Origin of the sequence: Ciceribacter lividus, from assembly GCF_003337715.1 — a bacterium.
Lineage (GTDB): Bacteria > Pseudomonadota > Alphaproteobacteria > Rhizobiales > Rhizobiaceae > Allorhizobium > Allorhizobium lividum.
Map to the genome: position 1 here is coordinate 733,561 of NZ_QPIX01000001.1, position 13,001 is coordinate 746,561.

8 protein-coding genes and 1 pseudogene are annotated in these 13,001 nt (G+C 60.9%); 3 read left to right on the forward strand and 6 right to left on the reverse strand.

Translation table 11 applies throughout. The features are described 5' to 3' along the window. Positions 1 to 86 precede the first annotated feature (86 nt). The gene (locus DFR48_RS03575) at positions 87 to 1,202 is read left to right on the forward strand and encodes a thioesterase domain-containing protein (RefSeq protein ID WP_114361728.1); all 1,116 of its coding nucleotides are present in this window, start codon (positions 87 to 89) and stop codon (positions 1,200 to 1,202) included. A gap of 203 nt (positions 1,203 to 1,405) precedes the next feature. Here the strand turns inward: DFR48_RS03575 and DFR48_RS22155 are convergent, their stop codons facing one another. Both DFR48_RS22155 and DFR48_RS22160 read right to left on the reverse strand, forming a co-directional pair. Then, the gene (locus DFR48_RS22155; RefSeq protein ID WP_342634909.1) at positions 1,406 to 4,039 is read right to left on the reverse strand and encodes an amino acid adenylation domain-containing protein; all 2,634 of its coding nucleotides are present in this window, start codon (positions 4,037 to 4,039) and stop codon (positions 1,406 to 1,408) included. Positions 4,040 to 4,057: 18 nt separating this feature from the next. Beyond that, positions 4,058 to 5,410, reverse strand: coding sequence for a condensation domain-containing protein (locus DFR48_RS22160; protein ID WP_280956392.1), 1,353 nt, complete (start codon positions 5,408 to 5,410; stop codon positions 4,058 to 4,060). Positions 5,411 to 5,994: 584 nt separating this feature from the next. Here DFR48_RS22160 and dusA point away from each other — a divergent pair. Next, a complete protein-coding gene (gene dusA / locus DFR48_RS03585) occupies positions 5,995 to 7,023 on the forward strand; it encodes a tRNA dihydrouridine(20/20a) synthase DusA (RefSeq protein WP_280956393.1) in 1,029 nt (342 codons plus the stop codon). Positions 7,024 to 7,138: 115 nt separating this feature from the next. Here dusA and DFR48_RS03590 read toward each other — a convergent pair whose 3' ends face one another. Then, complete coding sequence (locus DFR48_RS03590) at positions 7,139 to 7,351, reverse strand: cold-shock protein (protein WP_114361730.1); 213 nt, start codon at positions 7,349 to 7,351, stop codon at positions 7,139 to 7,141. 461 nt (positions 7,352 to 7,812) lie between these two features. Here DFR48_RS03590 and DFR48_RS03595 point away from each other — a divergent pair. Then, positions 7,813 to 8,373: pseudogene (locus DFR48_RS03595) on the forward strand (J domain-containing protein); the annotation flags it as partial. A gap of 200 nt (positions 8,374 to 8,573) precedes the next feature. Here DFR48_RS03595 and DFR48_RS03600 read toward each other — a convergent pair. The 3 genes from DFR48_RS03600 to DFR48_RS21745 form a co-directional block, all read right to left on the reverse strand. Next, positions 8,574 to 9,077: a PH domain-containing protein gene (locus DFR48_RS03600; protein WP_114361732.1), complete on the reverse strand. Its 504-nt coding sequence runs from the start codon at positions 9,075 to 9,077 to the stop codon at positions 8,574 to 8,576. Positions 9,078 to 10,257: 1,180 nt separating this feature from the next. Then, complete coding sequence (locus DFR48_RS03610; RefSeq protein ID WP_342634910.1) at positions 10,258 to 12,105, reverse strand: protein kinase domain-containing protein; 1,848 nt, start codon at positions 12,103 to 12,105, stop codon at positions 10,258 to 10,260. After that, positions 12,098 to 12,604 (reverse strand): SIR2 family protein, encoded by a 507-nt coding sequence (locus tag DFR48_RS21745; RefSeq protein WP_147273502.1) that lies wholly within the window; start codon positions 12,602 to 12,604, stop codon positions 12,098 to 12,100. The genes DFR48_RS03610 and DFR48_RS21745 overlap by 8 nt, the downstream gene beginning before the upstream one ends. Positions 12,605 to 13,001 lie beyond the last annotated feature (397 nt).

The following is a 13,001-nucleotide window of genomic DNA, read 5'->3' on the forward strand; positions in this document are numbered from 1 at the left end:
TTAACGGAAGCGAAACGTCCTTCCGCAATTCTGTGCTGAACATCGGACTTGTCTAGAGCAAACGACGATTGGCGGCGGGAAGAAGTATGGAGAGGCATGTGGCGGTGCCGACGGTTGGGCGTGACGCGGCCGGGTTCGAACGCCTTGTCGTCGAGATCGCCGGCAGTGTGCAGCGTCGCGAGGTTTCGGCCGATGCAGTGCTCGTCGACGTCTTCAACATCAACCGCGCGCTGAAATTCGTCGAGGCCGTCTGGCAGGCGAGCGGCATCGAGCTCGACGTCAACAGCTTCTACCTGTGGCCGACGCTTCGCGATCTCGCGCGCGCCATGGCCGACGGCTCCTTCCGGAACGTCCCGAAACTGATCCGGATCCGCAAGGGCACCTCGCCGGATACGCTCATCGTCTTTGCCGGTGGCGCGAGCTGCTTTCTCGAAATGAAGGATTTCGTCAACGCGCTCGCCTTCGACGGCACCGTTTACGGCATGGCGCTCACGCCGTTCGGCCGTCCCGCCGCGAGCCCGGCCGTCATAGCCGACGAGGTGGCCGCCTGTCTCGCCGAACTGGAGGTATCGGACATCGCGCCGCCCTACCGCTTCGTCGGCTATTCCTTCGGTGGCCTCGTCGCGCTCGAGCTTTCCCGCGCGCTCGCCGCCCGCGGTACCCGCGTCGACTTCCTCGCCCTCGTCGACAGTCCGCAGAGCGAGCATGCCTGGCCGCTTCGCACCTGGCTCGCCTTCGCCGCCGGGCGCCTGCTTTCCAGGGGCGGAGGGACACCGGCCGCGGGCGCTGAGGAGGCTTCCGGTGAGCCTTCCAAGGTGCTGCGGGGCGGCAGGCTCGCAAAGTACCGCCGGACGCTCCGGCGTCTCGCCTTCCGTTTCCTGAGCCCCAAGGCGGAATCCTACCCGACCTTCGTGCCGCAATGGCTGGGCGGCTATCCGCCCGACTACGATCGCGCCGCCCGGCAGCTCCTCCGGATGAAGGGGCTCTTCCGCCCCTCGCGCTACGAGGGACCTTTGGTCTTCTACCGGACGGAGGGCGGCTCGCCGGTCGATTGCGATCCCAAGCTTATCTGGGAGGCCTACCTGCCCGCGGCGGAATGGGTCGATGTTGCCGGCAACCACCAGACGATCATCGTCGGGCGGCATGCCCGGGCGCTCGCCGCCGACGTCAGCAGGCGGCTCGCCGTGGCAGCGACGGCATAGGCGAAGGGCCGTTGCGAGGGTACTCCGATCTGGCTTGCGCATCGATTGGCGGTCGGGCGACCCCCGCGTCGCTTGGCCGTGGCAAGGTCCGATGTCAGATGTTCGCCTCAGCTTTCGAGCTGATCTTCGCAGGGGAGCCGGACTTCTGCCGACAGGATGGACCGACCCGCCTCCCTCGACGAAAGAGGCAAGGTCGATCGCGTTCAGGCCGAACTGCCGGCTCTTTGCGGCCGGTAACGCTCGTGGCGCAGCACCAGGATCGAGCGCAGGAGTTCGGACTGCACCACCGCGCCGATTTCCGCTGCCGGATCGGCGTCGAGCATCTCGTCGTGGCCGCAATCGAGCGTCCTCAGATAGATGCGACCGCCGATATGCGGCAGCCAGGACTGCGGCTCATACTCGATGACGGCGCGTGTCGCAGGTGCCGCCATGACTCGACCGGCCCGAAAGAAATGCAGGTCGACATCGACATGGCCGGGTACGAAACGGCCGGCCAGCTCTAAATTGCGCAGGATCGTCTGCCGGGCACGCTCGACCAGCTTCGGATCGTCGAGGCCGGTGTGGTTGAGGACGTCGGCGTTCCGCTGATAGAAGCGTTCGACCACATGATCTCCCAGCGCCTCCAGCGTATCGATGCCCTTCGCGGCCTCGTCGCTGCTTCCGAGAAAGCCGAGTGCTGCATGCACGAGCGTTGTCTCGTCCTGCAACAGGCTGTCCGGGCGGAACTTGTAGCTGTCGAGCATGCCGAGGAAGGCGACGGTTTCGTTGTTGTCGAGCAGCCGGCGGGCCATCTCGTGGGCGATCAGACCGCCGAGCGACCAGCCCAGCAGATGGTAGGGACCATGGGGCTGCCTGGAGCGGATGCGCTCCAGATAGCGCTCTGCCATGGCTTCGATGCTCTCGGGCGTCCGGGCGGGATCGAGCAGACCGTCGGATTGCAGGGCATAGATCGGCACGTCCTCGCCGACATGCTGGCCGAGCGAGAAGAAGCTCCAGCCCAGACCCAGGATCGGATGGATGCAGAACAGCGGTTCCCGGTTGCCGGTTGCCTTTATCGGCAGCATGGGCGCCATCAGCGAGGAGGCCTCGTTTGCCACCTCCAGCCGTTCGGCAAGTGCTGCGATGGTCGGGGTCTCGAACATGACGCCGAGCGGGATCTCGCCCTGGACCCTGCTGCGCAGAGCCGAGACCATGCCGGCCGCGGCGAGTGAATCACCGCCGAGTGCGAAGAAATCGTCGTGGATGCCGACGCTCCTCAGTCCCAGAACCTCGCACCACAGGGCGGCGAGGGCGCGCTCCGTCTCGTTGCGCGGCGCGACCGTTTCCTCGCCCTCGCGGACCTGCGGCGCGGGCAGGGCCTTGCGGTCGATCTTGCCATTGCCGTTCAGGGGAAGCTCGGCCACTCGGACGTAATGGGCCGGGATCATGTGGCTCGGCAGATGCTGGGCAAGGTGCTGCGACAGGATGCGCGGATCGAGATCCTGTCCTGCCTCGGCCGGCACCACATAGGCGACAAGGCGCTTGTTGCGGCCGGGATCCTCGCGCAGCATCACCACGGCCTGGCGGATTCCCTGATGGTTCATAAGGGTTTGCTCTATCTCGCCCGGTTCGATGCGGAACCCGCGAATCTTGATCTGGAAGTCGTTGCGTCCGAGATATTCGAGCACCCCATCCGCCCGCCACCGTGCCAGATCGCCGGTGCGGTAGAGCTTGCCGCCGTTTGCAGTGAAGCGATCGGGGACGAAGCGTTCTTCGGTGAGTTCGGGCCTGTCGAGATAGCCGCGGGCGACGCCCATGCCGCCGATCAGCAGTTCACCAACGAAGCCGGGCGGCACCGGTTGACCATGGCGGTCGACCACATAGACCTGGGTGTTCCAGATCGGTCGGCCGATCGGGACGGTGGAAAGATCGCCGTCCTTCAGCGCCATCGCGGTCGACCAGACGGTCGATTCCGTCGGCCCGTAGAGATTGATCACCGGTGTGCGCAGCGCCGCCATCTTGTGGGCGAGATCCGGTGAAAGGGCCTCGCCGCCGACAAGTGCGAGCACGTTGCGCAGTTCCGTTCCGCCGTCATTGACGAGGGCGCGCCAGAGTGACGGCGTCGCCTGCAGGATCGAGATCCGTTGCTCGGCGATCAGGCGCCGCAGCGCCGCCGGTTGCCGCACCGTGTCGCGCGGGGCGACAACCGTGGTCGCGCCGCAGATGAGCGGAAGGAAAAGCTCCAGGGCGGCGATGTCAAAGGCGATGGTGGTGACGGCGAGCAGGCGATCCGATGCCTTGATTTCGATGAGTTCGCGCATCGACATCAGGAAATTGGTGAGCGACTGGTGAGTGATCTGTACCCCCTTCGGCCGCCCGGTCGAACCGGAGGTGAAGATCACATAGGCGAGATCCTGAGATGATGGCTCCTCGGTCAGAAGCTCTTTCGGCAGATCGCCGTCGCCTTCCGCGATCGGGCGATCCAGAAGGATCTGCCGCGTCGTGCCGAGATCTGTTTCACTGGCGAGTGTCGAAGTGGTGACGATGGCGACCGGTTTTGCCTCGTCCAGAATGACGGACAGTCGGTTGCTGTGGTCGGAAGGGTCGAGAGGCAGATAGCTCGCACCGATCTTGAGGATGGCGAGCAGGACCACGACCATTGCCTCGGAGCGAGGCACCGCGACGGCGACGAGATCGCCGGGCGCCACTCCCTTGGACGCGAGATGTCGCGCCCAGGCATCGGAGGCGACGTCGAGCGCCCGATAGCTCAATTGGCGATCGCCGAAGACGACGGCCGGGGATTGCGGCGTGCGTTCGACCTGATGGCGGAACAGGACCGGCAGGCAAAGCGGATCGATGGGCCTGCCGGTGGCATTTCATTCCAGAAGCACACGCTCCCGCTCCTGCGGCAGGAGCAGGGACCGGGATGCGATCGGCCGCTCCGGTTCGGCAAGGATGGCTTCGATCATCTGCACGAAGCGCTTCTGGTGGTCGACCAGCTCGGACAGGGTGTAAAGCGCCGGATTGGCATCGAAATCAACGATCATCGACCGGCCGTCACCACGATCATAGGCAAAGATCGTCAGGTCGGCCGTCGTGCCGTTCGACAGGTTCCGTGCCGTCACCGGCAGCCCGTTGAAGTCGAAACTGTAGTCAAACGGTTCAATGTTGACCCCGAGCGTGGCGATCTGCTCGTCGCGGTGGGAAAGGCCGAGATCGCGCCGCATGTCCTCGTAGCGGTAACGCTGGTAGCGAAGCGCCCGCGCCATCTGCTGGCTCGTCTGGCGGATGACGTCGGCCAGCCTGACGTCGGGCCCGAATCTGAAACGAAGCGGCACCGCATTGGCAAGCATGCCCGGCATGCGCCTGAGGTCGGCGCTGATCCTGGCCGTCACCATGGTCAGGATCGTCAGTTCGTCGACGTCGGCCGCCTTGGCATAATAGGTGGCGACGAGTGCGATCAGCGTTTGCGGCAGGCTGCCGCCCGCCGCCCGACCGAGGGCTGCAACGCGGCGGATCATTTCGCGGTCGAGTTCGACGCTGTGGCGCAGGGTGCCGCCGGACGGATCGATCTTGCGCCGCGCAAGTGTCACTGGTTGCGGCAGCGATTTCAGCTGGTCGAGCCAGTATCTGCGGTCTCGTCCGAAATGCACGGAACCGCGATAGTCGCGCTCGATCGCGAGCAGTTCGTCGGGAGAGCCGAAGTCGCAGGGCGACGGCGAGCGTCCATTCTGCAAAGCCTCATAGAGCTCGCTCACCCGGCGGGCGATGAGCCCTGCGGAAAAGCCGTCGATCAGCGCGTGGTGGGCGCTGTGGTACCAGATCCAGTGGACGTCGCTGACTTTCAGCAGCGCGCTGGCCCAAAGCCAGTCCTCGGCGACGTCGATCGGCTTGCGATGCTCGGCGTTCATCCAGCCATACGCCGCCGAGAGTGGTTCGCTCTCGTCGCTGAAATCGAGGAGCGGAATGTCGCCGTCATAGGCGCCGAGAATGACCTGATGGGGCCGGCCCTCGATGCCACGGATCCGCGACCGGGTGGCTTCCAGTTCCTCAGTCAGGATACGAAGGGCAGCGATGAAATGTCGTGAATCAAGCCTTCCGTGAATTTCGATCGCCTCGGCGATCACGAAACTCCAATCAGAGGGAGATATCTTCTCTTTCATCCACATTCCCGCCTGAGGAGAGGATGCAGGAATTGTCTTTTCTGTTCGCGCGAAACTGTAATTCATCCATCGCTTCCCGTGTCTGGACGAGTAATAGAACAAAATATTAACCCAGTTAAGCCTGTATATATCTACCGACCTACCTGATTTAATATTCAAATTGTACGGGACCCTTCAATTCCTGTGGCGAAATCGCATTTAACCAGAGGAATTTTGTAGGTTTTTATCCTTGTAAATAGAAGCTATCATACTTTTTTTGGGCAATGCAACATAGGGGAAGCCCGTCGAGACGCGATCGTTCGGCCACGAACAGCCGCGACGCTCCGTCGACCGGATATGATGAATGATTGCATAGTGTTGAAACTGCAATGAAAGCGTGTTTCTGGCGACGCGAGGCCGGTGCACAGGATCCAACTAATTCGGGGAGGTAAAAAAAATTCCGCGAAAGTGCTTTGGGTGGCGCCGTCCGGCATAACCCGCACTCGCGCCATTTGGCCGACGCGCCCGTCTTTCCTTGCGCGCGGTGATCGTTCCCGTAAGCGGTTCCATAGTTGGTCCACCGCTGTTACATTTGGCCCATGGGGCCAAATCCGGTGCGAAAACGGGGGGGCTGGTCGAGAAGAAGCTTGAACAAGACGGGAAAGAAAGCGTTGCAGGAGCCTGTAAGACAAGAAAAAACGAGATATTTCAAGGCTCCCGTCTTTGCCGTTGCGCCGATGATCGACTGGACGGATACCCATTGCCGCGTCTTCCACCGGCAGCTCACCCGCCGCGCACTGCTCTATACGGAAATGATCGTGGCGGACGCGGTGATCCACGGCGATCGCGACCGGCTGCTTGGATACGAGCCCTTGGAACACCCGCTCGCCCTGCAGCTCGGCGGATCGGACCCGTCCAAGCTCGCCGAGGCGGTGAAGATCGCGGCCGATTACGGCTATGACGAGATCAACCTCAATGTCGGCTGCCCGTCCGACCGGGTGCAGTCCGGCACTTTCGGCGCCTGCCTGATGCGCACGCCGGAGACGGTGGAACGCTGCGTCGCGGCGATGAAGGCGGCGTCTCCCGTGCCGGTGACGGTCAAGTGCCGGATCGGCGTCGACGACCAGGACCCGCATGCGGTGCTGCCGGATTTCGTCGCGCGGATGGTCGCCGCCGGCGCCGACGGCCTCTGGATCCACGCCCGCAAGGCCTGGCTGCAGGGGCTTTCGCCGAAGGAGAACCGCGACATTCCGTCGCTCGACTACGATCTCGTGCACCAGGTGAAGCGCGAGAACCCGGACCTCTTCCTCGGCATCAACGGCGGCATCCAGACGATCGAGGCGGCCCTTGCTCATCTCGAGGTAATGGACGGGGTGATGCTCGGACGCGCCGCCTACAACAATGCGACGCTGCTGACCGGGGTCGACGCGGCGATCTACGGCGAGCCGGACCGGCGGCCGGACTGGGATGCGGTGCGCGACGCGATGATGGAGCATGCGGCACGCCATATCGCTTCCGGCGGACGGCTGATCCACGTCACCCGCCACATGGTAGGGCTGTTCCAGGGCTTTGCCGGGGCCAGGCGCTACCGGCAGATCCTCTCCGCCGACGGGGCACGGCCGGGGGCGGGGCCGGAGGTGATCGCCGCCGCCTTCGCCGCTGTCGACACGGAAGCCGGGCCGAAGCGGGCGGCCGGCTGAGGCCGGCGAGGGCGGAACCTTCGTCCTGAAACGGAAAACGGCGCCCCGGATGGAGCGCCGTGTCCGCCGGCCACCAGGGCCGGACATCATGCAAAAAGCGGTTCGCCGCGACGGATCAGGCGAGCTGGATGTTGACCGCCTTCGGGCCCTTGCCCATGCGGTCCGGCTCCGTGTCGAAGGTTACCTGCTGGCCATCCTGCAGGCCCTGCATGCCCGAAGCGTGCAGCGCGGTGATGTGGACGAACACGTCCTTGCTGCCGCCGTCCGGCGTGATGAAGCCGAAACCCTTGTCCTGGTTGAAGAATTTTACGGTGCCCTTGGTGGCCATGGGATAGTTCCTTTTCGGTGGTGTTTCCCGTCTCCGGCGCCGGAGGCGGGGCATTTCGGTCCCCCGGTCAGGAGGGACCCGTCGAGAGGCGCGATATCGGGAATGAACGTCTTTCGGCGGGAGTAGGCCCCCAGGGAAGCAACCACGCAGGCGATCCAAAACGAACGGTTCAGTCTCCGGGATCTGTAGCCCGAGCGGCGCAACCGTACATGGGACGCCGCCAAAGGCAAGTAAGAAAAATCTAAAACGGCATAAACTGATTTGCAAGCCCCTGAATCCCTTGGGAATTCGGGGGCGGTGGTTACTTTTTTCTGCCCGCCCGCGGTCATCCGGCACCAAACCGGCACCGCTCCGGCCGGTGCGGCCTTCGCGAATCTTCCGGCGTGCTTGATGCCGCCCCAATCCGGGTTTAGGAAAGCGGAGACGAGAGAACCATTTTGCCACGAAGACAGGTGCCGCCTTTGATCGACCCTTACGCGACGCTCGGACTGGACCGCGACGCCGACGCGGCCGCCATCAAGAGGGCCTATCGCCGGCTCGCCAAGACCGCCCATCCGGACGGCGGCGGCGACATTTCCGCCTTCGAGACGGTGACCGCCGCCTACGACCTCTTGCGCGACCCGGTGCGCCGCAAGGTCTACGACGACACCGGCTACGACCCGCAAATGGCCGACCCCCGCGACCTCAAGGGCCTGATGGTGCTGGAAACGCTGGTCAACGACATCATCCTCGACGAGCGCGAGCCGGGCAGCTTCGACCCCGTCGCGGCGCTGCGCCGCAAGCTCACCGACGACATCCTGAAGAACCGCTTCCACATCCTCGAACTCGAACGCCACCGCAACCGCGTGCGCCAGCACATGGACCGGCTCGCCCGCCGCCCCGGCGCCGACGTGCTCGGCTCGATGCTGCGCGCCCGCAGCCAGTCGATCGCCGAGGCGATCCGCACCGCCGAAGGGCAGATCGAGGCAATCGAGCAGGCCTATGCGATGATCGAGGGCTATGCCTACGAGCTGGAGCCGGTCGTGCCCGCCGCGCCGCACCCGCCGGCGGCGCCGGAGATCGCGGAGACCGACGAGGGTATCGACGAGGATATCGAGACGGCCGGCGACATCGCGGCCGCCGCGCCGGCGGAGATCCTCGAAGCGGCGGGCATGGCCGAACCGGCCGAGGCGCCGCGCGCCGCCGAATAGGCCCATCCGCGTCGAACCCTGCGCCATGGCGGTCAGCCCGCGCCGTCCTGCGGTGGGGCCTTGAAGAGCCACGGACGGTATCGGCGCTGCTCGGGATCGCCGGCGATCCAGGCGAGAATCCGTGCGCCGTAGAGGGGATGATCGAAGCCGAAGGCCGTCTCGAGCAGATAGGCGGCGCGGCGGCGCTCGTCGATCTCCGCCTCGTGTCCGTTCTCGGGTTCCGGCCAGGGATCGGGCGCACGGCCGAGCCGGGCGAATTTTGCGGCGAAATCATCGGGCACCCAGGCGCGGGTCTCCTCGGTGATGTGGCCGGTGCAGCGCGGCCATGGCGGCGGCGCGAGCGGCCCCGTGCAGCGGCCCCGACGGCGGCAGCGGCGGGTCCGGCAGGTCTTCGTGAAACCCATCATCGCGACGGCGGTGCGCAGCAGCAACTCCATCGGCGGCTCGGGCAGCGGCAACGGTGCGTCCGTCCGGTTCTCCGGGTCGGGGCCGTCGCTGCCGGGATTTTTCCGGGCAGGGGTGTCGCGGTCGGTCATGGCGTCTCCTCTCTTCGCCGGCTCTCTCTATCGGCTTTCCGGGCCGTCCCCCCGTCCGGCGGGAGGCGCGGGAAAAATGTCAAAGCTTCGCCGCCGGTCGGGATGTCTCCCTCCGGGTCGGGTCACTTCAGTCTCGGACGCGGCGCCGCAGGGGGCCTGTCAGAGTATGAGTATGTGGCTCCTTGCGGCGCCCCGTTCGGCGTTCTTTCCCGCTGCATGCGTCTCTCTGGCAAGGCGGCGCCTCTGCCGGAACCCGAAGGGTCCGGCATCGGCCGGCGCGGATCGGCATCGAGCGCTCATCCGTCCGGTGACGGACCTTCGCTGACGCCTGGCCGGTGGCCCGGGAAGATCCCGCCGGATGGTACCGTCCGGCCTGACCCTCGCCGGCAGATGGAGGAGCGGCATTTTCGCCGGCTTACTCCACCCCGCCGTCTTTTCGCCGGGGGGGCTTTTTCAAGCTCCCAGGGCGCCTGTCTGTGTGCCTCCAAGGCACGCCCGCGTTAGCAGCGGTGACGGCGAGCCGGTCCGGACCGTTTTCGCCTTCCGCCTCCCGCGGAGGGAGACCGTTGCAGCGGCCGGGGTTTTCGACCTGCGACAGTCGTCGACCCCGGCGCCGGTCCCGCCTCGCCGGACTTCGCATGGCCCGGTGTATCCGATGGCGGAACGGCAGTGATTCTACGACGGGTTGGAAGGGGGTGAATGAAAAAGGGTACCGGAGATTGATTTTATTGGGGAATTTTTGCGGTGAGCCGCGAACCCATCTCCCCCCTTGCGGGGGAGAATGGAATTTCAACATCTTGGCGGCAGCCAAGTGCTAGAAATTCCAAGAGAGGGGCTCGGTGAGGATCGTGCCATGGGAACCGAGCCCCCACCTGAAAAATCTGAGGTTTAGGCGGCTTGCGCGGACCTCAAGCTCTCGATCTTTCGTCCTCCCCCGCAAGGGGGGAGGTGGGGGCGTGCAGCCTTTGCCGCGGCCGGGGTTTGTCACCTACGACAACCGCCCACTTCCGCGCCGGTTCTTCCTCGCCCGACTTTGCAATCCCGTATGTCAGATGGCTGGGCGGGGGACACTCTAGGACAGGCTGGGTGGAGGTGAACGAAAATGGGGGGAATTTCTTGGGGGGCAGTGGAGCCGACGTACCGACGCGGGTGGCTCTGGGCGCAGTGAGTTGAGGGTAACTCACTCCTTCTTCATTTCGACCACGGCAAAGTCAATTCCCGAAGAAATAGTATTTAACAACTTTAAGCTATCAGGTACGTCGAAGCTAAATCTTAAAAGATTCCCCCCTTGAACCGTTTCAGTAAATTTCTCATCTATCTTTGAAAATGTCATGACTTTGCTCTTTGCCTTAAATAGCGCGTCTGACAGATCCCTGCCTCTTGTGACGCGGTTCGCTCCCTCCCTTAAAGTGTGCCTCAAGGTGCACGTGATCGTCCGACCATCTGTTTGAATCTCAAGACCCGTACCCGCGCCAGAGGTGTACGCCGCCCTTCGTTTGTCAGCATCAAATTGAATATCGGAATCTGGTGGCGAAATTCGATTTAATATTTCTACTATGACCGAATCTGCATCGAAGGGAAAGCGCTCTTCAAATATGCCAAGCAGCTTCGTCAGCGTATCGATAAAGTCCGGCAACTGTGGACGCACGTTTTGAATCTCACTGGTTGCTTTCAACATCAGTTTCTCGAATATGTATTTCGTAGACTTCCAGTCTTTATTGAAGAGATTCGCGCTCGCGCTCTTAAGCCGCGATGGCCAGTCAGCCCGGCCAGAAGCATTAGCAAGCGGGATTTCGCCGGAAACCATAAAATATAGAAGCATTCCAATGCCGTAGACGTCAACAAGCGCTGATCGATTGCTGTACTTCGACTTTGGATCAATCTGCTCTGGAGCGAGAAAGCCGAGTGCTTGCGACGCGTTCATATAAAATTCTGCGCCCGAAGCTCCCTTAAACCACGACAGATCAAAGTCAAGAATCCGAATGTCGGTCTCTGTAACTCTCTCCCAATATTCGCCCGTTATCATGATGTTGCTCGGTCTAAGATCTCTGTGTAGTATTATTCTTTCGTGTGAATGGCATTCAAATATTATCCTCGATATCCAGAGGCATATATTCAATTTGTCTACAATTGAGCTCGAATAATTATCGTTAATGTACTTCTGTAAGTCGACTCCTTGAACGTATTCCATGATGATGCTCGGCGGCAACTCAGAAGCGTCCACAAGTTTAACGACGCCGTGAATATTGCTGTTGCTGAGAAATTTCATAGAGTCGACGCCACGTCTAAAGCTGTTGAGCATGGCGTCGTCGTCGCGCACTTCCATGTGAGCGACCTTTATGGCAATAGAATTGTCCCTCGGGTCAAATGCTTGGTATACTCTTCCGAAGTTTCCCCTGCCTAGTTCTGTGGTAATACGATTTCCCAACCAGCTCTGATTACTATCATTTGGATTTACTCTTGTAGAAATATGTATCGCTTTGTCATATTTACTGCAGAATTCTCGATATGCACCATAGTCGAACTCGCTATCGATATTGTAGAATTTCTTTGTCGCAGAGGCCAGATATTTTCTGATCCTGTCTGGTTCGAGCTTGATTATCTCATCCGGAGAAGGAATGTCGCCGGGAGATGAGATATTTGATAGTACGGGATCTACCTTGTCTTCTACAGATTTTTGCTTCGTAAGGGTGCTTACAAACCATTTAAATCCTTCCTCCCAGCTCCTATCCTCGCCAGTGTATATTATATTCAACGGTAATTCTTTTACTATGTGCGCATCTTCACTTGAAGGCTTTTGCTTTATAATAAAATAGTCACCTGTGACGAAGCCAACGCTTCTTAAATAACTAAGCTGTCCGCTAACTGTTAGGTCGTTTACGCCTACCCCGTAGAACAAAACCAAGTTATGTGTAAACATACTCTTTATGAATTCTATATAATTTTGCTTAGAAAGTAAAGTTTCCTTCTCTTCTTTTGTGAGTATCCAAGATTTTGGCGTATCGATATTTCCGTGAAGATCAATAATTAGGGGGGCGACCGTCTCCTAAGCTGACGCGACTGGTCGGGGCTTCGACACCGACCATGTGGTTTTGAACTCGACCAGTTCGTCGTTGCACGTATGACGTATTAGCAAAATTATCTAAATTAAACGACAAAAGAGCATGCGGATCGAGATTCCATATTTCGTTATAAAACGTAGGTATAATTTCGTTTCGCGGAGAAAGTGCACTTCGGACCGCTAGTTCATATTGCTCGCCCATCAGTTCTCGCAACCGCGACATGCGTTGCCAATTGTCTGGAAGGTTTCTTATTTGCAGAGAAATTTCGTCAGCAAGCTTTTGTCCGATGTCGGACTTGGCGATCTCCAGGTAGGAGTTTTGAATTCGTTCAACTAATTCGTCCCATGTCGGCATGCCCGCTTCTCTTGAGGCGCCCGCGCCGCAAAAGACCACGAGTCGTTTTGTTTTCTCGGCATAGATCTTGGCAAGTCTCTGAAAGGAAGTCTGTCTCTCAAGATAAGGCATTATAGGTCATCCACTGTGTTTCGCTTCACAAGTCTGCACGTTGGCGATGTCTTTTGCAAGACGCTAACTTCTGGCTGTGGTTTAGCGGAGTTACATTATATTGAGTGACCATTTAGATATGGCTTCCGAGAGTGTACAGCTTCGCTAACGTAGTACTGAACTTTCCTCTGACTGCGATTGATATGTCGGCGAAATTCGCAGGCACCAAATAGCCGACGCCGTCGGTGCGTCTCTTGCGTACGCCCCTCATCCGCCTGCCGGCACCTTCTCCCCGTTCACGGGGAGAAGGGACTCGTGGCACCGCCGCATCGGCGGTTCCTCTCCCCTTGAGGGAGAGGTTACAAAATCAACAGCTTAGCCGAAGGCTAAGTGTTAGATTTTGTTGGTGAGGGGGTAT

Coding starts and splice junctions, on each gene's coding strand:
- DFR48_RS03575 (WP_114361728.1), top strand. CDS start 87: ATGGAGAGGCATGTGGCGGTGCCGACGGTTGGGCGTGACGCGGCCGGG.
- DFR48_RS22160 (WP_280956392.1), bottom strand. CDS start 5,410: ATGAATTACAGTTTCGCGCGAACAGAAAAGACAATTCCTGCATCCTCT.
- DFR48_RS03590 (WP_114361730.1), bottom strand. CDS start 7,351: ATGGCCACCAAGGGCACCGTAAAATTCTTCAACCAGGACAAGGGTTTC.
- DFR48_RS03600 (WP_114361732.1), bottom strand. CDS start 9,077: ATGACCGACCGCGACACCCCTGCCCGGAAAAATCCCGGCAGCGACGGC.
- DFR48_RS21745 (WP_147273502.1), bottom strand. CDS start 12,604: ATGCCTTATCTTGAGAGACAGACTTCCTTTCAGAGACTTGCCAAGATC.